Here is a 23,638-nt window from a genome sequence, read left to right on the forward strand (position 1 = left end):
AATTTTATTCACAATTAATATATAGAAAAACCCTCTGTTTTTAAACAGGGGGTTTTTCAACAAACTGAAGAATATAGGCAATATAATAATTATTATATTGCCTATATTCTTATAACATTATTTTTAATTGGTAGATATTATGTCTATTTCTAATCCATCTTTTTCTGGCGTTATATCAAGCTTTAGCTTTCCTTTAGCTTCCTTTGCCACAATTTTAATTCTATTATTCCCCTTTTTTACTTTATAAACCTCAGTTCCTTCCTGTGATTGTTCTAGAATATTTGTTATATTATTATTTGGATCTATTAAAACCACTTTAAAAGTCCCTAATTCTATATCAGAACTAAAATTTATAGATATCATGGCATCATTTTCAGAAATAATACTCCAAATAGTATCCATTCCAGTAAACTTAAAACAAATATTTGTTTTTCCATTTTCATTTGTTCCCTTTTTATATATGTAAGAAAAATTATCATTAGCTGCTGATATTTTAGAATTATTGTTATAGATATTCTTTTTATTATGTCCAAAGCAAAACTTTTCTAGTGATTTATTTAAAGTTATGATTGCTCCTTCTATTATAATTATTGGAATAATAATATAAATCATTTTTCTAAATCTCATTTTTCATCTTCTCCATTTTTAAATTACGTGACACATTATACCATATAATTACATTTTATGTATATATTATAAGAAAAAAAGTAATAAATTTATTTTATAAACAAAATAAATTTATTACTTTCTAAAATTTTTTATTCTTTTCTTGTAAGTTTCAATATTACATCTTTATGCTCTGGATATAAATTTAAAAGATATGTTCTTTCAAATAACTCAAACTCTTCATACTCAAATGCTGGAGCAACCATACATCCAACTAAAGAGAATCCTTCATTATTCATAGCTGATCCAAATATATAACCCTTAGGTACTAAAACCTGTGGAACTTCTCCATCTTCTATATTTATACCAAGTTGCTTTGTTATAAGATTTCCATCTGGACTTATCATATAGATAGTAAGTGCTTCCCCATCATGATAATACCATAACTCATCAGATTTTAACCTGTGAAAATTCGATACTTCGCCTGTTCTTAAAAGAAAATATATACTACTCCATAGATTTTTATTTTCTTTTACCTTATCTCCTGATAAAAATGACTCTTTAAAGTAACCTCCTTCTACATGTGGTATCATTTCTAGATTTTTTATGTAATATTCTGCGTTTTTCATAATTTATACCTCCCTTTATTTATAAACATTATATACTAAATTTTCTAAATCAAAAACTCTTAAAAGAAAACTTTACCATTATTTAATGACTATACTTTTAGCTCTTACAAAATCTTTAGGTGCTAAGTTTGTGTACTTTTTAAATACTACACAAAAATGTTTATAATCTCCAAATCCAACCATTTCTGCTATTTCATATACTCTAAATCTATCTTTTTCTTTTATCATTATTTCTACAGCTTTTTGTACTCTGTATTTATTAAGCATATCTAAAAATGTATATGTTGTTTCATTTTTGAATTTTCTACTTAAATAACTTGGACTAATTCCAAGTTCTTCTGCTAAACTCTCAATACTTAATTTTTCATTATATCCATCTTTTATCTTGTTTATTGCATATTTTACATAAGTATTTATGTCTTTAGAATCTATATAAATCTTAAGATTAGTAAAATCTATTTCTTCCTTATTGCTTGTACACATTTTCATTCTCTCGTAAAACTTTATTTCATCTATTTTCTTTCTTATTTGTGAAATTAATTTAAACAATTCTTCTTCATCTATAGGTTTTAAAATATAATCACTTACTCCCATAGATATAGCTTTTTTAGCATATTCGAATTCTCCATAGCTTGTCAGTATAATACTCTCAAAACCATTAAGTTTTTTAGCTAAACTAAGCATTTCTAAGCCATCCATTTTAGGCATTCTAATATCTGTAATAACAAGATCTGGTTTATATTCATTTATTAACCTAAGACCATCTTCTCCATCTTCACCTTCTGCAATAACTGTAAATCCCATAGATAACCAATCTATAGTATGTACTAGCCCTTTTCTTATTATCTCTTCATCTTCAACGATAATAAGCTTATACATTTTTCATTCCCCCTTATATATTAGGTAAAATAATTTTTACTAAAGTCCCTTCCCCCTCATTACTTTGTATATTGATACCATATTCTTCTCCATATATAAGCTTAATCCTTTTATGAACATTGTATAGACCAATACTATCTGTATCATTATTTTTTTTATTTAAAATATTATTTAGATAATTCATTCTTTCTTTTGAAATTCCAATTCCATTATCTCTAATTAGTATAGAAATTTTACTTTCTTCAATTTCAGATGTTATTTTTATATTTAACATTGCTTTTTTTTCAAAACCGTATTTAATAGAATTTTCTATTATAGGTTGTAAGATCAGCTTAGGCACAACACACTCTAGTGCTTCCTCTTCAATTTCTATATTAAATTGAAGCTTATTTCCAAACCTATATTTTAATATCTCTAAATAATTGTTTATGTATTCAATGTCATCTTTTAACTTTACTGAATGTATCTCATTATTAATTCCATATCTTAATATTGATGATAAATTTATAATTATATTACCTGCAATGTTTTTATCTAATTTAATCATTATTCTTATTGTTTCAAGAGTATTAAATAAGAAATGAGGATTAAATTGTGCTTCTAATTGTTTAATTTCACTTTGCATCCTAAGTGCAACTTCTTCTTTATTACTTTCAATAAGATTTTTAATATCTATTAACATATTATTATAAGCATTTGCTATTATTCCAAATTCATCTTCTGAATTAATATTAAGTTTTGTATCTAAATCCCCATCTTGTACACTTTCAATTGCATTAACTATTTCGTAAATTGATACAGTCTTATTATGAGCAATCTTTTTAGACCATAATAGCATAAAAGAAAAAATAACTAAAAATAATATAATTAGAAATATTCCTCCTATAAAAAATGCTCTATTAAAGAAATCTAAGCTTGTTATTGTATAAACAAAAAGAGTCGTATCTTTAATAGATGTTATTTCAATATAGTAGTCTTTATTTTCTAAGTTAATATAGCCACTTTGTTGTCTAAAATCACTTTTTAATCTATATAACTGATCACTATACTTATTATTAGTTGCTGCAACAATATTATGTTTATCCGTTATTATTACATCACTTGTAGTAAAGCCTGTAATAAGATTAAATATATCTTCATCTAATAAATCAAAAATTATATATCCTACTATTTCATCTTCATATTTTATTGCTTTTCCTAGCGTAAGTATTCCATAGCTGTATTTTTCTTGATGACCTCTATTAATCATAGTTATAACTTCATTTGGTCTTAGTTTCATCCTACTAAATATGCCCCACATAAATATATTATCTTCTTGTATATAATCTGGCTTTATATTTTTATTTCCCATAATCATATTTCCTTGTTTGTCAAATATATAAAAATTACTTTTTACAGTTCTTTTATTTACAAACTTATAAAGTATATCATAAATAGGCTGTGATTTATCTCCATTTTTTATATCAGAAATAATATATTCATCTATTGATATACTTTTTATTAATGAAGTGTACTCATCAATATTTTCTTCCATTAAATTAGCTACATACTTATTATTATTAATATTTTCTTTAAAAATAAGTTTATTTCCTAAAAAAAATAATATTATATATGCGCATATTGAAACTACTATAATTGGAACTATAGCATACCATATAATAGCACTTCTAATTACATCACTGTATTTTTTAAACTTTTTAACCATATTCTCACCTTTTTCTTATATTGCAGAAAAAAGCCAGTAAAACTGGCTTTTTATATTTTATAAACTTATTTCCTTACTTCCAGAAACCTTAAAGAATATTAATAGTGAAATTACTGTTGTTATAGTTAGTATTGTAGATAATGCAGCTGCTGTTCCATAACTTGCTCTAATTACTTCTGTATAAATTGAAACTGATAAGGTTTTCGTTCCACCTGTATATAATATAACTGATGCACTTAGTTCATTTATTACTGTAATCCAACTAAGAATTGCCCCTGCAAAAACCCCAGGCAACATCATAACTGCTGTGACCTTAAAGAATGTTTTTACTGGAGAATATCCTAAACTGATTGATGCTTCTTCCATGCTTGGACTAATTTGATAAAGTATTGCTGCACTAGACCTCAAAGTGTATGGTAGTCTTCTTACTACATATGCTATTATTATTATAACAAATGTTCCGCTTAATACCAATGGCTTTTTATTAAATGCAAGTAGTAAAGTAATACCAAGTACTGATCCTGGAATTATATAAGGGAACATAGTTATTGTATCTATTATAGATGTTATAGCATTCTTTCTTCTTGTTGAAATATAAGCTATAAACATTCCAAGAATAACTATAATGACTATTGCAACTATTCCATAAGTATAAGTGTTAGTTATTGCTGATCCTAATTTATTAAATACTGTTTTATAACTTTTTAATGAAAACTCATTTACAAATCTTGAACCTTTCGTATTTAAGAAGGATGTATATATAACTGTCAATTGAGGTACAATTGCTAAAAGCACTACTATATATACAAATATATGAGCTAAAATATTTTTTACACCTTTTAAGTCTTTTGCAACCATTGGTCTTAATGAGCTCATAGTAAAAGATTTTTTATTTACTACATATTTTTGTGCTATAAAAATGATTGAAGTAATTAATACCATTATTGTTGCTAATGCAGCTGCAAAGTTTGCTTGTCCTCCAACTTCACTTATAAATTCTGAATATATAAGTACTGGCATTACGTTATAACCTTCTCCAATTAACATTGGTGTACCAAAATCAGCTAATGCGTTCATAAATACTAATAGGCTTCCTGCCAATAAAGTTGGTAATATTAATGGTAATATTAATGTTGCTATTTTTTTTATTGGTTTACATCCTAAACTTTCTGATGCTTCTAATAAAGATACATCTATCTTTTTTAATGCTCCAGAAACATACAAATATATAAACGGATATAATTTCAAGGTAAATACTAAAAGTATTCCTGCAAAACCGTATATAGGTGGAAGAGTTATTCCTAGATTGTCTACAAAAAATTTAGTTATTACTCCACTTCTTCCACATAGTAAAACCCATGAGTAAGCCCCTATAAATGGTGGTGATAGCATTGATATAATAATTAAAACCTCAATTAGCTTCTTACCCTTTATCTTAAACGCAGTAGTTAAGTAAGCTAATGGTGAACCTATTAATACAGCTAATAGAGTTACAAATATAGTTACTGTAAAAGAATTTATAAGTGCTTTATAATAATATTTCTTTTCAAAGAATTTCGTAAAGTTTGCAAAAGTAAAACTTCCTGTGGTTGCATCCTTAAATCCACTTATAAATAGTGAAAACAATGGATATATGAAAAATACTGCAAATATAAGTACTATAATAAGTGTAACTACGTTCCAAAAATCAAACTTTATTTTAAATTTATTTTTTATACTATCATTCATTAGTTTTCACTTCCTTTTATTAAATTTTCCTCTCCATCTTCTGTGAAAACATTTATCTTCTTTGGATTTACTTCTAGATATAAGCTATCTCCTTCGCTATAAATCTTTTCTGATGTTCCAATATCTTGTGATAGTTCAATGGAAGCTTGTCCATCTAATATTTCCTTGCTATTAAATACAATTTCATAATTTGTGTATCTTCCAAGGAAAGTAGCTGTTTTAACTTTTGTTTCTAATCCACTATTTGATAAAATAAACTCTTCTGGTCTAACTGCTATAACTACTTTTTGACCATCCTTTACTTCATCCTTTAAATTTGTCATTTTAACTTTATATCCCTTTTCAAATTTAACATATTTATTATTTTCTTTTATTTCAATAATACCTTTAAATAAATTTGAATGTCCTATAAAAGTAGATACAAATATATTTTTAGGTCTTGTATATATTTGTTCTGGAGTTCCAACATGTTGGACTATTCCATCCTTCATTACAGCTATTCTATCTGAAATTGCAAGTGCTTCTTCTTGATCATGTGTAACATAAACAGTTGTTATTCCAACTTCCTTTTGTACATCTCTAATTGCACTCCTCATCTCAACTCTTAATTTTGCATCTAGATTAGAAAGAGGTTCATCCATAAGTAATACGCTTGGATGAATTACAATAGCTCTAGCTAATGCAACTCTTTGTTGTTGTCCTCCTGATAATCTTTCTGGTAATCTATCCTTATAATCATCAATTTTAACTACTTTTAAAATATCTGCTACTTTCTTTTCCATTTCTTCCTTAGGAAGCTTTCTTAACTTCAATCCATATTCCACATTTTGTTTTACTGTTAAGTGTGGAAATATTGCATAATTTTGGAACACCATTCCTATATTTCTTTTATGGGCTGGTATGTCATTTATAACTTTATCCTCGAAACTTATTTCTCCGCCCTCTATTGAATTGAAACCTGCTATCATTCTTAAAAATGTTGTTTTTCCACAACCTGAAGGACCTAGTAAAGTAAAGAATTCACCATTTCTTATATCTAAATTCAAATCAGGAATTACTACATTATCTCCATATTTTTTAATTACATTTGATGCTTTAATTGAAACGCTCATTTTGCTTCCTCCTCATTTTATTTAGGAATTAGTCTATTTAATAAATAGACTAATTCCCTTAATTCTTACTTATTAGTAAATATTTCTTTAAATTTATCTATCCATGCTTGCTTATTATCTTTAACAACATCTGCATCATCTTGTATAATATTTATATCTTTAATTGCTTTTAAACCTTCTGCTGGATCAACGTCTTTTCTTACTGATCTTCTACTTAACTCAGAAGCAACCATAGTTTGAGTTTCTTTACTAGTTAAGAAATCTATAAATTTCTTTGCATTATCCATATTTTTAGCACCTTTTATTATTGCAACTCCATCAGGTTTAGATATAACTCCTTCTTTCATATAAACTATTTCAACAGGTGATCCATCCTTAACATATTTAGCTCCACCTTCTTCAAAAGTTAATCCTACTGTATATTCTCCATCTGCAACTCCTTTATATACTGCTGATGATCCTGAAAGTAACTTACCATCTAAATTTCCTGCTAATTTATCTGCATAATCCCATCCATTTTCTGGAGTTCCATTTCCCATTGCATAAAGCATATTTACTAAATGTTCAAAAGATGATGATGACTTTGCTGGATCTGCATGAGCAATTTTACCTTTTAATTCTGGTTTTAATAAATCTTCATAGCCTGTTACTTTAATATCTCCAATTAAGTTCGTATTTATCATAAGAACACTTGGTATTACTGAGAATCTTGTTATCTTTCCATCTGTATTTTTACAATCATCCATTAAGTCTGCTTCATTTGCAGATGTATAAGCTTCAAAGAAATCAACTTTAGGTTCCAATGTTCCTAATGATCCTCCCCACATAACATCTCCAAGAGGATTATCTTTTTCTGATTCTATACGTTTTAGTAATTCTCCTGTTCCAGCAGCAACAACATCTACTTGTACTCCTGTTTCACTTTCAAATTCTGCAACTATAGGATCAATAAATTCTAATGGATGTGGACAATAAACAACTAAATTTTTTGAAGCCGTTTCCTCTTTTTTCACATCAGCTCCTTCTGTCTTTCCTCCACATGAAACCATTCCTAGCATCATTGAAGCACAAATAACTGTAGCCAAAACTTTTTTCATAAAAACTCCCCCTAATAATTATTTATAATTTCTTATGTCTTTCCTTTCTGTAAGCTAATAATACCAAATGTAAACGTATAAACAAACCTTAATCTCTGCAAAAATATCTTGTTTTATGAACAACATATAATATATTTAAAATTTTCCACAAACTGTAATTAAATGGTATAATATAGTAAGTAATTTGTATGAAGGAGAGAGTTTATTATGAAGAGTTTTTCTAAAATTAAAAGTTTACTTTGTTTTTTCCTTATTTCTTTTTTGATAATACCATTAATATCATGCGATAATGGAGCTACCGAAAAGGAAGTTTCAAGAGGTTACATTTGGGAGGCAACTAATGAAAATACTACTATTACTTTGATTGGAACTATTCATATTGGTGATAATAAAGTGAATTTTTTTAATGATAATATAAAGAAAATAATTGATGAAACTGATGTACTATCTGTGGAACTTGATTTATCCCAAAATGAAACTATTAAGAATGTTCAATCATCTGGATATCTAAAGAATGGAGAAACTATAGAAAATTACTTGTCTGAAGATGAAATTGAAAAATTATCTTCTATATTCAAATCATTAAGTCCTAATTTTAATATAAGTACTATTAAATATTTGACTCCTTCATCTTTAAATAGCCTATTAACTGTATTATGTTACTCCAAAGCTGGCATACTAGGAAATGGATTAGATTTACTAATAATTAATGAAATGAATTCCCGTAAATCTAAGGGAGATGATGTAGTTATAAATGAGTTGGAGGGATGTGATTTACAAATTGATATTGGTAATAAAACTTTCACTTGGGATTATTTAAAAAAATATTTATCTACTCACTCTGATTCTAATATTAATGAAGAAGTAAATAATTCTGAGAAACTTTTTAACGCTTATAAAAATGGAGATATTGAATTCATTGAAAAAGTAAATAATGAAATGAAGAGTAATGAACCTGAAACTTATAAAATAATGCTTACTGATAGAAATATTAATATGGTAAATAAAATAGTTGAATTAACTAAGGATGGTAAAAAACATACAATAGCAGTTGGAGCAGGTCATTTCATTGGTGAAGATAACATGTTAAAGTTATTAGAAGATAAAGGATATAAAATAACTAGAATAAATTAAAAGTTATATAAAATTAGCTACGAAGGCAATTAAGTATGATGCTGGTACAAATAATATTAATGCTACAAAAGTACCTACTACTTTACTTCCTACCATTGCTATAACACAAGCTCTAAAATCTTCTTCACTACATTTGCCATCCACTACATCATCAGTCATGATAGATAAATGTGGATCAATAAAAATTGATGTAAGTATTGTTGCTGTTCCATTTATTATTGGTGATAAAGATAAACAAGTCATTCTAAGTTCTGGAGCTATGCTGCCAGCATATATTGGTGCAAAAGCTCCTGCTGTAATAATAGCTACAGATATAAAATTATAAAACAAAATTTTCTTAGGTAACCTTTTAAAATTTATACTAGTTAAGCTTTCTTTTACAGGAATTGCTATACTATCTTTCATATACTTTACACCATTTTTTGAAAAGCTATGTATTATAAGTTTAGGAATAGATCTTTCTGTAGAAAAATGATTTACTGCCTTACTAAACATTTGCTGAAATGTTGGTATTAAAAAGGCCCCCACAATAGATGCAATACCTGAAATTATTATTATTAAATTAAATATATTAATCAAATCCCCACTACTAGGATTACTTTCTACAAACTTTGTTAATAAAGGACTTTGAAATGTTACTGCTGTTCTAGAGACAAGCATCAATACATTAAAAACTGCAAATGTTACTGCTATTTTACCAGTTCTAACCCCTACTAGCCTAACTGAATAAGCCAATGTTCCAAGTAATGAAATTATAAAGTTTAACACTAAGACAATTATAATTTGTGTATTCAATTAACATCACGCTCCTTAATATTACAAATGAAAAGTTAATAGTGAAATAAATCTTAGATTACTTTATTTTATAAATCCAAATCTGTTAAATGGCGATATTCTAAATATTGCTTTTCCTTCAATTTGATTTATCTTTACAAGTCCAAAGTTTCTACTATCTTTACTTACTTCTCTATTATCACCAAGTACAAATACTGTATCTTCTTCCACTTTAATAGGAAATTCTTTATCTCTGCTATAGGTTTCACCTTTAACATATAACTCTTCTAATATACTTCCATTTAAATATACATAACCATCTTTTATATCTATTTCATCTCCTGGAATTCCAATTACTCTTTTAACAAGCCTTGTTCTAGTGTCTGTATTATATGAAATTGATGCTATTTCTTTCAAATATTCATATCCTTCTTCAAGTATATTTCCTTTTTCATCATTATCAAAAAATATTATAATATCTTCTCTTTTTGGAGCTGTAAAATTATAACTAACTTTATCAACTATAAGTTTTTCATCATTATATAATGTATTTTCCATTGATTCTTGCTGAACTTTAGCACTAGCTAGCACTTCTGTATTTACTATTGCTACTATTATAATACTTCCTAATATAGTTAGAGCTATTCCCTTAATTTCATTTATAATTTTTTTATAATTCATAAGATTATCCCCTTATTAAATATTTAGTATATGTATGTATTTTGCAATAAAAGTTTTAACTATATAATTTTATACTTCGCTCTAGTATACTTGAGTTTTTTACTAACTTATTTAATGAATCTTTAATATTATTCTTAAAATAACACCTGTAAATAATAAATTAATAATAGAAAAAATTGTTACGCATAATATAGCTACATCAAATTTACTATCAACTCTATATTTTCTTGATATAACAAAGGTTAGCATTCCTATTAAAATTGAAATTACCCAAACTAGGTATAAAGTTAAACTAGATAATAAATTTGATTTATTTACTAATAATAAAACTATACATATATTAATTGAAATAAGAATAGTTAAAATAATATAAAGAATTTCTTTTTTCATAATTAAATCTCCTTAGATTCTTATACCATAAACTATATTGTTTTTAAACATTTTTTATCAATAGGTTAAATATATTTATATAAATTTTACCATAATATGTATCGAAAGTATAACTTTAAATACAAAATTAATATATTGCTTACTATTTTTTATAATGATTACCCAAAAACTGTATATTGTGTTAAAATATAAACATATCGCTTAAACTTATAAAGGGGGAAAATAATCATGGAAAATTTATTAGAAAAATTGTTAAATGCATTACCAATAATCGCTATTGTTTTAGTAGTGCTAATAGTATTTCTATCTTTCTGGAGAAGAGTGCCTGCTGATAAAGCTATGGTAATCACAGGTCTTAGAAAAAGAGTTTTACTTGGAAGAGGGGGATTAATGATTCCTATTCTTGAAACTTCTTCCACTATTTCATTAGAAAATATCTCTATGACAACCGATGTTAATGAAGCACCTGCTAAACAAGGTATCTTTGTTAATATAGTTGGTACAGCAGTCGTAAAAGTCAAAAATGACCATGAAAATGTTTTAAAAGCTGTTGAACAATTTTGTAGTGGTGGAGAAAAAAATACAGTTAATGTAATAAGAACTATAGTAGAACAAATATTGGAAGGAAAATTAAGAGGTATTGTTTCTACTTTAACTGTTGAACAAATAAATGAAGATAGAGCTTCATTTGAGCAAAGAATTGAAGATGATATAAGAAATGAATTAGGATCAATGGGATTAGTTTTAATATCTTATACTATCTTAAAAATAAGTACTCAAGGTGGATACTTAGAAAATAGAGCTAAACCTCAAATAGCAGCAGCAAAATCTGAAGCTGACATAGCTGAAGCTGAAAGAAAAAGAGATACTGAAATTAAAACTGCAAGTGCTATAAGAGAAGGACAAAAAGCAAAATTAGAAGCTGAAACAGAAATCGCACAAAGTGAAAGAGATAAAAAGATAAAGCTTGAAGCATTTAGAGCTGAACAAGATAAAGCTAAAGCTAATGCTGACGTTGCTTATAAATTACAAGAAGTTGAAAATAATGCAATTTTAGCCGAACAACAAGCTGAGCTTGCAGAAAAAGAGGCTTTAGTTGTAGAAAAGAAATTAATTGCTGAGGTTAAAAAGCCTGCTGATGCTAAAAAATATGAAGTTGAAGTTGCTGCTGAAGCTAATAAAATACAAGCAATTAGACAGGCTGAAGCCGAAGCTGAGGCTATTAGAGTGAGGGCTATAGCTGAAGCTGATGCTAAGAAGATACAAGCTCAAGCTGATGCTGAAGCTATCAGAGCTAAAGGATTAGCTGAAGCTGAAGCTATTAAAGCTAAGGGGCTTGCTGAAGCTGAAGCCAAGGATAGATTGGCTGAAGCAATGGCTAAATATGGCGAAGCTGCAATAGTAGAAATGGTAGTAAATAAGTTACCAGATGTAATGAAAGAAGTTGCAAGTCCATTAGAACAAATAGATAAATTGACTGTTATAGATAACGGTGGTTCCCAAGGAGCATCAAAGGTTGCTAAAATCGTAACTGATGTAACTGCTAATGGTTTTGAGGTTCTAAAGGATTTAACTGGACTTGACTTATCAAATGTTTTAAATAACTTTGTAAACAAAGATATTAAAACAAGTCCTTCTTCTGAAGAAAAAGAAATAATTGATGTTGACGTAGAGTAATACTTTATAGAACAAGAGACAATAGATAAATCTGTGTGAAACAGAGCTGTCTATTGTCTCTATATTTTTATAAATTCTATACAATTTACCTTATTTCTTTAATTATTCATTATATTCTATTACCTTAATTTATCATAAAAATTTTTTCTTCTTTAGAAGTTTTATATATTCCAACTACAAAAAAGGCTACTGCAAACAATACTATTATCCCTAAATATTTATAAATATTTGTAAGATTTGAACCTTGCTGTATAGCTATTATTGATTCCATAGCCCATCTTACAGGAGTAAAATATGATATTTTTTCTATTATAGGTGGCATTAAATCTATAGGTACAAAAGCTCCTCCTACCATTACCATTAACATATTAGCAAAGTTAAAGATATTAGATGCATCATTTTTGCTTTTAGAAAATGCCCTACAGCATACCCCTAGACTAATTGAAACTAATCCTAATAATGATAATATTATAAATAATTCAAAACTACTAATTCCAACATTTATATTTAAGAACTTTATTCCCAAAACTCCAAATATTACTTGCATCAATATTGATAAATACCCACTTATAATATCTGCCAAATAATATTCATATGTTTTTATAGGTGCCATGAATATTCTTGTATATACATTTTCTTCCTTTTCATTAAATACTCTGTATGAAGTTGTCATTCCTCTTATAAGCATGAACATTATTATGAATCCTACAAAAATTTGGCTAAAAGTATATTCTTCATATAAATCATTTAAATTTTCTTTTTTTATCTCTAGATAAGAATCGTTACTATAATTATTTAAAGCTTTATAATATACATCCTTATTTCCTTCTGCTGCCATTGAAATGTTATTTATATTAATCATTTGTTCGTTTATAATAGTCTTTATTAGCGTTCCGATATCATCATTTTCTACCGATGTTAATTTAACTAAGTCTGTATCCCCATTAATTAAATTTTCTTCAAAGTTACTATCTATTTCTATAACTGCATTTATAGAATTTTCTGCAAACAAGTTCTTTTTATCTTCTTTTTTAACTTCTCTTATATTAAATCCTTCATAATTCTTAATAGAATTTAATATAGTGCTACTAGTTTTCGAATTATCATTATCTATAATTCCAATGTTTATATATCCAGAATTAAAGTTAATAATTTTTAGCATAATAAATAGTATTAAAACAGGAGCTATTAATGATACAATAAATCCAACCGGTTTTTTTAATATAGATACCTTTAAATTGTTTTTAATTAGTATTAATATATTTTTCATTTATTTTATCACTCCTTTTTCCAACTATCCAAATTATTAACATAACTAATAATAAACTAATTCCGCCAATTTGCAGCCATCTAATTAAAGTAGCATTATCTCCAGAATAAATATATCTAAATATACTTATATTAAACCATCTTAATGGTGATATCTTTGTTATAAAATCTAAAAGGCTCCCTAGATTATCACCTAAAGCAACATATCCTCCACCTAAAAATGTTAATACTGGTATTATTACATTTGATATTATACTTCCTGATACTTCTTCTTCTTTAAAAATCATAGGAATTATAATACCAATACCTATTACAATTATTAGAAATGGTATCATTGCCAGAGGTACAATTAGTAGATTCTCTCCATAATTTATATCAAAAAGTATATTACTTAATGTATAAGTTATCATTAGTGTTCCAAAGGAATAAATTAAAAACCCTAAAAATGAGGCAAAATAGTATTTACTTGTTGATACTCCAGCTAAACTTATTCTATCTTTTATACTATTTTTTCTATCATTTTTAATATTGTATAATGGTAACATTAAAAAATAGAATATCATAAGTCCTATTTCTGCTACTCCATAGTAATCCATTGAACTTGGTCTTTCATTAAGAGCAACTTTTTCATCTTCAATAAACCCCTTACTATCTTCAACCTTAATAATATCATTAGCCTTTAATGGATTTATACTATAAACTTCTGCTGCGGCATTATATTTACTAGCTATTCCATTTAATATTCCATAAATTAAAGATGGTTTTATTGTTGATTGATTATTTGAATAAAATTCTATTGTATCTTCTTTTAAATGAATAAATATATTTCTATTAACTTTTACTTCTTTTTTTCCTTCTTCAACATCTTTTACTTCATTCAAAACTATTTTCGAATTATCTAATTCTATATCTTTAAATATATTAAATACTTCTTTTGACTTGTCAGAACTTTCATCAAAGTAATATACCGCTACTTCTTCAAAGCTTGTATTACTTGAATCAAAATATGCTGATAACGTACTTCCTATTAATAAAATTAAGAATAGAGGAAAAAATATCATAAATAAAGATTCTTTTTTATCTCTTATACAATTTAAAATTACTGATTTAATTATAGGAATCATTTCTTTTCCTCCTAATCTCTTAATTTTTTTCCAGTTAAAGATAAGAATACAGTTTCTAAAGTTACTTCATTAAATCCTAAATCTGTTATTTTTAATTCTTGATCACATACTATTTTTATAATTTTATCTAAGTTATTTACTTCTTTAGACGAAGTTATAATAAGATTATTATTATCAATAGATATGTCTAAAACTCCTTCAATATTTTTTAAAGCTTCAATATTTACTTTATAAATATCATTAATACCTATATTCAAAATTCTTTTATCACTAACTATATCTTTTAACTCTTCTTTACTACCTTCTACTATTATTTTACCCTTATCGATAATAGCTATCTTTGAACATAACGCTTCAGCTTCTTCCATATAATGAGTTGTATAAACTATAGTTGTTCCTCTTTTATTCAATTCCTTAACTGATTGTATTATATGATTTCTTGATTGAGGATCTATTCCAACTGTTGGTTCGTCCATAATTAATATTTTAGGATTATGAATTATTGCGCAGGCAATATTCAATCGTCTTAGCATTCCACCTGAAAATTCTTTAGCCCTTTTATTTTTTACTTCTAAAAGACCTGTAAATTCTAAAGCCTTTTCTATGCTCTCTTTAAGTTGACTTCCTCTTAATCCATATAATTCGCCAAAGAACTTAACATTTTCATATGCAGTAAAATCACTATATACTGCAATACTTTGTGGAACTAATCCTAAGTGCTTTTTTACCTTTAAAGCATTTTTCTTTATATTCTCTCCTAAAATTTTAACCTCTCCAAATGTAGGATGTAAAAGTGAACAAACTATACTTATTGTAGTACTTTTTCCTGCTCCATTGGGACCTAATATTCCATAAATCTCTCCTTTTTCTATATTTAAATTAATATTGTCAACTGCTATATTATCGTCATATTTTTTTACTAAATCTTTTATTTCTATTACTTTCATAAACATCCTCCCCTTTATCTCTAATATCATTATATAAAAAAACCCTTACTAGGAAATCTAGCAAAGGTCATCTTTTAGCTATGACTAAAGTCATATCCTTTTATATAATAAATTGCAATTTGAGTTCTATGGCTTAACCCTGTTTTTTGAAAGATAGATGTTATATAATTTTTTACAGTTCCCTCTGATATATATAAAGCTTTAGAAATTTCTTTATTACTTAATCCTTCTGAAATTGCTTTCATAACTTCTAATTCTCTTTCTGTAAATATACTTTCATCTATATTACTTTCTTTTATTTTTTCTTTACCTAAGTTATTGCTAAGCTTAATTAGAATTTCATCTTGAATAACACAGTTTCCTTGGTTAACCATCTTTATTGTTTCTATTATTTTATCTGGCTTTGTATTTTTTAATAAATATCCTTTAGCACCATTTTTTATTCCATCTCTTATATATTCATCTTCATCGAAAGTAGTTAAAATAATTACTTTAGTATTTGTTTTTTCAGAAATTTCCAATGTTGCTATAACTCCATTAACAAGCGGCATTCTAACATCTATTAATGCTATATCCACAGTATTATCTAACAAAAATTTTACCACGTCTTTCCCATTTTCAAATATTCCTACAACTTCAATTTCTTTATCATTTGCTAAAATTATTTTTAAGCTTTCTCTAATTAATGCATCATCATCTGCTATAACTAACTTTATGCTCATTTTATCTCCTTCCTATAAAGTGTATGGAATTAAAATTATAATTCCAAAACCTTTTTCTCCATTCAATATAAACTTACCTTCAACAGTATTTACCTTTTCCTCTATATTTCTAAGTCCTATTCCCATTTTTATTTTTTTACAGCCAATCCCATTATCTTTTACTTCAAGCTTTATAAACCTATTCATTATTTCTATATTTATTTTTATTAAATCTCCTTTAGAGTATTTAATTGAATTAGTTGTAAGTTCAGTTACTGCTTGTATAAAAATTATCCACGTTTTAGAGTTAATCTTATCTAAATCACCTGTATATGAAACTTTTCCCTTTATTTTAGTACCCTTTATTTTTTCATCTAATACTCTCCTTATTCTATTAATTCCCAATTCCTCTTCAGCAGGTTTAATATTTCTCAATGTCATTCTTATTTCTTCCATTCCAGATCTTAAATTCTGAGTACATGAATTTAACATACTGTATCCTTTTTCCTTATCATCTTCTAATAAAATCTTAATGGCTTCTAACTGAAGTAGTGTTCCGGAAATAGTATGGCCTATTTTATCGTGTAACCTTGTAGATATTTTATTTCTTTCTTCTAACCTTGCTGTGTGAAGAATTTGTTCTTGCGTATCTCTTTCTTCTGATAACTTTTTTTGAAGATTATATATCAATTTTCTTTGCTTTTCTTGAATCTTTTCAGTATTTTCGATCTTGCTCAATTTAACTTCATTATTTACAATTGAAATTAGCATAATACATAAAATTATAATTACCTCTTTTAAGTTTTCATATTTAAGTATTAGGAGTATTGGAATTATCGATAAAATAACTCCAGCATGTATCTTTTTCTTTTCATTAATAAGGTATTCAGCAATACTTATGCTAAGCATTAATACCCCAATTTCCATATATTTTAATGAAAATAAGAAAGCAAGTATAATTTCCACTATAGTTAAAATTTCAGAAAAATATCTATTTTTCTTACATAAAAATTCTCTACTAAAACTAGTAATTATATAAATTAAAATAAATGAAACCACTATTAAATTTAATTTGTCAATTTCTATACTTGTCCATCCAATAAATATACACAAAATTAATTTTATTATTATACATAAATCAGTAGTTCTTATATTTAACAACTCCATTTCATAAAACTTTATTCTTCATTAACCATTATTGGAAACTAATTTAATCTCTATATAATTATAACCCACTTTTTTACACAAATATAGTTTAGCATAACAACTCTATATATTGAATAAACTATTTTTACAGTCAATTAAACTACGGCATGAGTCCTATTCAATATAAGTCTCATGCCGCATAAAAAGTTTTTTCCTATTTACTACTTAACAATGACAAGTTTACTCTTGGAGTTTTCTCATCAATTATCAATTATCCATTATTAATTCTCAGCTATTTACCATATCTTTTAACTATATTAACTATAACCTGAACTGCCTTTTCCATTGATTCCACTGGAACATATTCATATTTTCCATGAAAATTTTCTCCGCCTGCAAATATATTTGGAGTTGGTAATCCCATAAAAGAAAGTCTAGCACCATCAGTTCCACCTCTTATTGGCCTAACTATAGGGGTTACTCCTGCCTCTATCATTGCTTCTTTAGCATTTTCTACTATATGCATAACAGGTTCAATTTTTTCTTTCATATTCTTATATTGATCCTTTATATTTACAATTACTGTTCCTTCTCCATATTTTTTATTTAATTCCTTTTCTATGTTCTTAAATTTTTCTTTTCTTTCTTCAAAGGAATCTGTAAAGAAATCTCTTACAATATAATTTAATGATGTATTTTCAATAGTACCTTCTATATCTGTAAGATGTGAAAACCCTTCGTATTTATCAGTTTTTTCTGGAACTTCATCTAAAGGAAGACTATTTATAAATTCATTTGCCACCATTATTGAATTTAGCATCTTGCCTTTTGCATAACCAGGGTGGACATTAACTCCATTTATTTGGACCTTTACTCCAGCAGCATTAAAATTTTCATACTCAAGCTCTCCAACTCTTCCACCATCCATTGTATATGCGAAATCTGCTCCGAAGCCTTCAACATCAAAATTATCTGCACCTTCTCCAATTTCCTCATCAGGTGTAAATCCTACTTTTATAGTTCCATGTTCAATTTCTGGATGATTTACTAAATACTCCATGGCAGTCATAATTTCTGCAATTCCTGCTTTATCATCAGCACCTAAGAGTGTAGTTCCATCTGTAGTAATTAAAGTCTTTCCTATATACTGTTTTAATTCTGGTGAAAATTTAGGAGATAATACTACTGAATCATTTAATTTGATATCTTTCCCATCATAATTTGCTACAATTTTAGGATTCACACTTTCTCCACTATAGTCTGGAGCTGTATCCATATGGGCTATAAAACCTATAACCGGTAGATCTTTATTACTATTTTTATCTAATGTTGCATATACATATCCATGCTGACTTATTTTTGCATCTTTTAGCCCTACTTCTTTTAATTCATTACATAATTTTTCAGCTAAAACTAATTGCCCTTTTGTACTTGGAGTTACTTTAGTTGTTTCATCTGATTTTGTATTTATTTTTATATATTCTAAAAATCTTTCTTCTACTTTTTTCATAGTTCTATTCTCCATTTCTATATTGTTTTATTGCCTAATTTTATAAGCATTTAATAATAAAATATATGAAAATATTTATTTTCTACTATCACCTTTTAATAAAGAATATAATATCAAATCTATGACCCCTTGACCTTTCCAAACATATCCTTCACGAATTATTCCTTCTTTGCTAAAGCCACTTCTTTGTAATACATTTTGTGATTTAATATTCTCTGGCATAACAAATGCTTGTATTCTATTTATTCCAATATCATTAAATAGGTACTTCGTCATTGCATTAACAGCTTTTGTAGCAATTCCTTTAGCCCAAAATTTCTCATTTAATCTATAACCTATTGTTATCATGTTTACATCATTACAGTAGTCAAACATTTCTGCTATACCCACAATACTATTAGGTTCACTTTTTAAACAGATTCCAAGAAATATACATTTTCTTTTATAAAAATCTCTTTCAAAATGTCCTATCATATTAGCAACAGTGTTTTTATTCTTTTTAAACATTACAGGAGTATATTGAAATAGTTTCTCATTATTGTATATTTCAAAAATATTATCAAGATCAGAATCTATAATCTTTCTTAATATTATTTCCTCTCCAATAATAAATGGAAATTGTTCATATGGATTTTTACCCAAACTCCCTTCCCCCTCATACACTAAATATAAAAATCTTGTAATAATTTATAGTTAACTTATAATCCAATTATAACATTAATTTCAATATACTGCATATATTCTAATACACATTAGGTTATTTTCTACAAAGCTAACTATTTATAGGGCTGTTATATCAATAGTAAATCCTAAATTGTAGCATTTATTATTGACATAACAACCCCTAAAGTTAATTTAGTTTATTATCCTCATTAATAATAAACTAATTTTCATTATTAACTTTTACTTAAAATTATATTCTGTTACTATGCTTTCTCTTCCTGTTGCTTTATCATTAAAATATTCATAAAATGATAACCCTAAGAAACTTCCTGTTATATTATAAACATTTCTATATCCTAAATTTTGTAATGCTAATGCTGCATTATAACTTCTTTGACCTGTTCTGCAATGTAAGTAAACTGGTATATCCTTTGGTATTTCATTTACTCTTTCTCTAAGCTGACTAAGAGGAATATTCTTAGCACTTTTTATATGTCCATTTTCATATTCCCTTATTTCTCTTACATCTATTATATATTCTTCACTTTCAACCAACTCTCTTACCTTATCAACGTTAACTTGCCTAAAATCTCCATTTAATAAATTTGATGCTATATATCCAGCATAGTTAACAACATCTTTTGCTGTACTGTATGGTGGTGCATAACATAATTCCAAGTCCTTTAAATCCTCAATAGTCCCTCCAAGTTTTATAACAGTTGCTACTATATCAACTCTTTTTGCAACATCGCCTTTTCCTATTGCTTGAGCTCCTAACACCTTGCCTGTAGGAACTTCATATATAAGCTTAAAATGAACTGGTGATGCATCTGGCATTATCCCAACCTTATCATTAGTTATAAGCCTTACAATATCATATTTTATATTCATATTTAAAACTTTAATTAATGATTCATTTAATCCTGTTGCTGCTGCATTATAATCAAAAACTTTAATTGCTGAAGACCCAATATAACCATTATTTATACCACTTTTACCATTTATATGATTTGCTACTGATCTAGCTTCTTTTAATGCTGGTCCTGCAAGAGACAATTTTGTCATAGAATGTGTTAATGCATTATATACTTCAATTGCATCTCCTACCGCATAAATGTCATCATCATTAGTTTTATAATTTTTATCAACTTTAATGGCCCCAGTTTCACCCATAAGTAATCCTGCTTCTTTTGCTAATGATACTTCTGGTGAAACTCCTATCGCCATAACTACTGCCTTTGCGTCAATCTTTTTGCCTGATGCTAAAACCACCTTATCTTTTTCAAAACTTAAAACTTTATCTCCAACAATCAAATTAACATCATTATCATAAATTTCCTTATGTAATATTTGAACCATATCATAATCAAATGGTTTTAATATTTGCTCCATAGCTTCTATTAAAGAAACTTCGTACCCAGCTTCTTTTAAATTTTCAGCAGCTTCAACACCTATATATCCGCCACCAATTACAGCTACTTCCTTTGCACTAAGCTCTTTAACAAACTTATTTAGTTTATCTATATCAACTACATTTCTTATAGTAAATACATTAACTTTTTCAATTCCTGGGATATTAGGTACTATTGGCTTTGCTCCTGGTGATAAAATTAATTTATCATAATTTTCTCTATAAATTTCACCTGTTTGAGTATTTTTTATTTCTAATTCTTTATTTTTTCTATCTATTAATATTACTTCACTATTTATTCTTGCTTCTATATTATATTGAGCCTTAAACTTTTCAGGGCTACTTAATACAAGCTTATCTACCTCATCAATAACTCCACTTAAGTGATATGGCAGAGCACAATTTGAAAATGACACATGGGGTCCTTTTTCAAACATTATTATTTCATCTTCTTCACTTAATCTTCTAAGCCTTGCCGCAGCCGAAGCCCCTCCAGCTACTCCCCCAACTATTAATATTTTTTTCTTCATACAAAACCCTCCTGTGGCTGCTTCGCAGCCAAATTAGTAATTAATAATGTAATTTGTGCCAAATTACTAAAAACTTAATTTCAAAAACTCCTATAGGAGTTTTTTCCATAATTCTTTCATTCTTTGATTTTTTCATTTTTTCATTATGCGATAGCATCTGCTATTTTCTTTTGCTTCCAACATAAGATCCAACCCCACCAGCAACATTAACCACATCAAATCCAAGATTCCTTAATTTGTTGCATGCATTTGAACTTCTTCCTCCTGATTGACATAATATATGATATTCCTTATCCTTTTTTAAATATTTTTCTGGATTATTCACAAGATCTCCCATTGGAATATTTTTTGCACTTTTTATGCTTCCACTTTTATATTCATATGGTTCTCTTATATCAATTAAATCTATCTTACCAATTAAATTATCAATATCATTTACATTTATAACTTTTCCTGAACTTTTACTAAATAAACCAAACATATTATTTCACTCCTATTAAATTAAGTATTTTTATTATATTATTATTGTACAGTATAAAAAATAAATTTTATGTGACTATATCACATAACTATATTAAACTTTCACTATATTTTATTTTTACATTATTATATAATTATTATTAGTATATTTTTGTATAATATAAGCTACTATTTATTATTTTATATTATCTACTTAAATATATGATTTTTATTGATACTACAGTTTATAATATTGAATAAAGATTATAAACTATAGTTATAATTTATAAATATAAAAATTAAAGGAAATGATTGTGATTAATATGAAATATCCATTAACAAATGATTTTAAAAAAATAGTACTAGAAAATATACCACTTATAGATGTACGAGCGCCTATTGAATACCAAAAAGGAGCTTTTTTAAATTCTTTTAATTCACCAATTTTAAATGATGAAGAAAGACATATTATAGGGATTTGTTATAAAGAAAAAGGAAATGAAGAAGCTACAAAACTTGGATATAGATTAGTATCAGGTAAAACTAAAGAAGATAGATTAAAATCTTGGATTGAATTAATAAACTCTAATCCGTCTACTGCGTTATATTGCTTTAGAGGAGGTTCACGTTCTAGAATTGCTCAAGAGTGGATTACAGAAGCTTTAAATAAAGAAATTTATAGACTAGATGGGGGATATAAAGCCTTTCGTAATTATCTAATTAATTCATTAGCTAAAGAAAATCAAAATTATAACCCTATTGTTTTAACTGGATTTACCGGTTCTGGAAAAACAATAGTCTTAAGGAAAATAAAGAATTCAATAGATTTAGAAGGAATTGCTAATCATAGAGGATCATCCTTTGGCGCTCATGTTAACCCTCAGCCTACACAAATTAACTTTGAAAATAATTTGGCATATGCTTTAATTAAATGCATAGAACAGGATTTTAACCATATTGTTTTTGAAGACGAAGGTAAAAACATAGGTAAAAATTTTATTCCTCAAGACTTCTTTGATCATTTTCATAATGGAAATACAGTGTTCTTAGAAGCATCACTAGAAGAACGAATAGAAAATACCTTAAAAGAATATGTTATAGATTCTCAAATAGAATATGTTAATAAGTTTGGTAAGGATCTAGGCTTAAATGAATGGTTTAATTACATATATTCCAGTATGGATAGAGTTAAGAAAAAACTCGGTGGAGATAGATTCAAAGTAGTATTAAATGAGCTTAATTTAGCTTATAATAATCAGCTATCTACTAATAGCATGGATGCTCATAAAAACTGGATAGAAATTTTTCTTAAGGAATACTACGATCCACTTTATAAATATTCTTTAGAAAATAATAAAGACAAGATTATATTTAGGGGAAACGCTTTAGAAGTTAATGAATTTTTAAATAGCTTAGGATAGCCTCTATAAAAAACTAGCAGTTAATATAAATTTATAAATTCATAG

Annotated in this window: 22 protein-coding genes; 3 read left to right on the forward strand and 19 right to left on the reverse strand. The window is 26.9% G+C overall.

Going from position 1 to position 23,638, the window contains the following annotated elements:
- Window positions 1-123 precede the first annotated feature (123 nt).
- The 7 genes from ABDZ60_RS12905 to ABDZ60_RS12935 form a co-directional block, all read right to left on the reverse strand.
- Entirely contained in the window at window positions 124-627 is a 504-nt protein-coding gene (locus ABDZ60_RS12905) for a hypothetical protein (RefSeq protein ID WP_343778585.1), read from the reverse strand.
- Between the two features lie 131 nt (window positions 628-758).
- Window positions 759-1,235 (reverse strand): cupin domain-containing protein, encoded by a 477-nt coding sequence (locus ABDZ60_RS12910; protein ID WP_016207260.1) that lies wholly within the window; start codon window positions 1,233-1,235, stop codon window positions 759-761.
- A gap of 78 nt (window positions 1,236-1,313) precedes the next feature.
- Window positions 1,314-2,114, reverse strand: a complete 801-nt coding sequence (locus ABDZ60_RS12915; RefSeq protein ID WP_016207261.1) for a response regulator transcription factor — start codon at window positions 2,112-2,114, stop codon at window positions 1,314-1,316.
- A 13-nt stretch (window positions 2,115-2,127) separates the two neighbouring features.
- Window positions 2,128-3,819 carry a sensor histidine kinase gene (locus ABDZ60_RS12920; RefSeq protein WP_343778589.1) on the reverse strand — a complete coding sequence of 564 codons (1,692 nt, stop codon included), beginning with the start codon at window positions 3,817-3,819 and terminating at the stop codon, window positions 2,128-2,130.
- Window positions 3,820-3,876: 57 nt separating this feature from the next.
- Window positions 3,877-5,547 carry an ABC transporter permease gene (locus ABDZ60_RS12925; protein ID WP_343778591.1) on the reverse strand — a complete coding sequence of 557 codons (1,671 nt, stop codon included), beginning with the start codon at window positions 5,545-5,547 and terminating at the stop codon, window positions 3,877-3,879.
- Window positions 5,547-6,659 (reverse strand): ABC transporter ATP-binding protein, encoded by a 1,113-nt coding sequence (locus ABDZ60_RS12930; protein WP_016207264.1) that lies wholly within the window; start codon window positions 6,657-6,659, stop codon window positions 5,547-5,549. The genes ABDZ60_RS12925 and ABDZ60_RS12930 overlap by 1 nt, the downstream gene beginning before the upstream one ends.
- A 65-nt stretch (window positions 6,660-6,724) precedes the next feature.
- The gene (locus tag ABDZ60_RS12935; RefSeq protein WP_016207265.1) at window positions 6,725-7,756 is read right to left on the reverse strand and encodes an extracellular solute-binding protein; all 1,032 of its coding nucleotides are present in this window, start codon (window positions 7,754-7,756) and stop codon (window positions 6,725-6,727) included.
- 207 nt (window positions 7,757-7,963) lie between these two features.
- On the opposite strand from ABDZ60_RS12935, the gene ABDZ60_RS12940 reads away from it, so the two are divergent.
- Entirely contained in the window at window positions 7,964-8,890 is a 927-nt protein-coding gene (locus ABDZ60_RS12940) for a TraB/GumN family protein (RefSeq protein ID WP_343778594.1), read from the forward strand.
- A gap of 3 nt (window positions 8,891-8,893) precedes the next feature.
- On the opposite strand, the gene ABDZ60_RS12945 is transcribed toward ABDZ60_RS12940, so the two are convergent.
- From ABDZ60_RS12945 to ABDZ60_RS12955, 3 genes are all read right to left on the reverse strand, one after another.
- Window positions 8,894-9,685, reverse strand: coding sequence for a lipid II flippase Amj family protein (locus ABDZ60_RS12945; protein WP_016207267.1), 792 nt, complete (start codon window positions 9,683-9,685; stop codon window positions 8,894-8,896).
- A 63-nt stretch (window positions 9,686-9,748) separates the two neighbouring features.
- Window positions 9,749-10,345: a signal peptidase I gene (gene lepB, locus ABDZ60_RS12950; protein WP_047001267.1), complete on the reverse strand. Its 597-nt coding sequence runs from the start codon at window positions 10,343-10,345 to the stop codon at window positions 9,749-9,751.
- Between the two features lie 111 nt (window positions 10,346-10,456).
- Complete coding sequence (locus ABDZ60_RS12955; protein ID WP_047001268.1) at window positions 10,457-10,735, reverse strand: hypothetical protein; 279 nt, start codon at window positions 10,733-10,735, stop codon at window positions 10,457-10,459.
- Window positions 10,736-10,963: 228 nt separating this feature from the next.
- Here ABDZ60_RS12955 and ABDZ60_RS12960 point away from each other — a divergent pair, with 228 nt between their 5' ends.
- Window positions 10,964-12,412 (forward strand): SPFH domain-containing protein, encoded by a 1,449-nt coding sequence (locus ABDZ60_RS12960; RefSeq protein ID WP_016207269.1) that lies wholly within the window; start codon window positions 10,964-10,966, stop codon window positions 12,410-12,412.
- A gap of 124 nt (window positions 12,413-12,536) precedes the next feature.
- Here ABDZ60_RS12960 and ABDZ60_RS12965 read toward each other — a convergent pair whose 3' ends face one another.
- The 9 genes from ABDZ60_RS12965 to ABDZ60_RS13005 all read right to left on the reverse strand — a co-directional run bounded on the left by ABDZ60_RS12965 (window position 12,537) and on the right by ABDZ60_RS13005 (window position 22,194).
- Window positions 12,537-13,682, reverse strand: coding sequence for an ABC transporter permease (locus tag ABDZ60_RS12965; protein WP_016207270.1), 1,146 nt, complete (start codon window positions 13,680-13,682; stop codon window positions 12,537-12,539).
- Entirely contained in the window at window positions 13,657-14,805 is a 1,149-nt protein-coding gene (locus ABDZ60_RS12970) for an ABC transporter permease (protein WP_343778599.1), read from the reverse strand. Before ABDZ60_RS12970 ends, ABDZ60_RS12965 begins: the two co-directional genes overlap by 26 nt.
- An 11-nt stretch (window positions 14,806-14,816) precedes the next feature.
- Window positions 14,817-15,752 (reverse strand): ABC transporter ATP-binding protein, encoded by a 936-nt coding sequence (locus ABDZ60_RS12975; protein ID WP_343778601.1) that lies wholly within the window; start codon window positions 15,750-15,752, stop codon window positions 14,817-14,819.
- Window positions 15,753-15,826: 74 nt separating this feature from the next.
- A complete protein-coding gene (locus tag ABDZ60_RS12980) occupies window positions 15,827-16,474 on the reverse strand; it encodes a response regulator transcription factor (protein WP_047001271.1) in 648 nt (215 codons plus the stop codon).
- A gap of 12 nt (window positions 16,475-16,486) precedes the next feature.
- Window positions 16,487-17,620, reverse strand: a complete 1,134-nt coding sequence (locus ABDZ60_RS12985) for a sensor histidine kinase (RefSeq protein ID WP_343778603.1) — start codon at window positions 17,618-17,620, stop codon at window positions 16,487-16,489.
- Between the two features lie 271 nt (window positions 17,621-17,891).
- Entirely contained in the window at window positions 17,892-19,124 is a 1,233-nt protein-coding gene (pepT, locus tag ABDZ60_RS12990; protein ID WP_343778607.1) for a peptidase T, read from the reverse strand.
- A gap of 60 nt (window positions 19,125-19,184) precedes the next feature.
- The gene (locus tag ABDZ60_RS12995; protein WP_343778609.1) at window positions 19,185-19,751 is read right to left on the reverse strand and encodes a GNAT family N-acetyltransferase; all 567 of its coding nucleotides are present in this window, start codon (window positions 19,749-19,751) and stop codon (window positions 19,185-19,187) included.
- 261 nt (window positions 19,752-20,012) lie between these two features.
- A complete protein-coding gene (locus tag ABDZ60_RS13000; RefSeq protein WP_343778612.1) occupies window positions 20,013-21,713 on the reverse strand; it encodes an FAD-dependent oxidoreductase in 1,701 nt (566 codons plus the stop codon).
- Window positions 21,714-21,873: 160 nt separating this feature from the next.
- A complete protein-coding gene (locus ABDZ60_RS13005) occupies window positions 21,874-22,194 on the reverse strand; it encodes a rhodanese-like domain-containing protein (protein WP_343778614.1) in 321 nt (106 codons plus the stop codon).
- Between the two features lie 301 nt (window positions 22,195-22,495).
- On the opposite strand from ABDZ60_RS13005, the gene mnmH reads away from it, so the two are divergent.
- A complete protein-coding gene (gene mnmH / locus ABDZ60_RS13010) occupies window positions 22,496-23,593 on the forward strand; it encodes a tRNA 2-selenouridine(34) synthase MnmH (protein ID WP_343778718.1) in 1,098 nt (365 codons plus the stop codon).
- The last annotated feature ends 45 nt before the right edge of the window (window positions 23,594-23,638 follow it).

This window comes from Clostridium sartagoforme (genome assembly GCF_039521405.1).
In the GTDB taxonomy this organism is placed as follows: domain Bacteria; phylum Bacillota; class Clostridia; order Clostridiales; family Clostridiaceae; genus Clostridium; species Clostridium sartagoforme.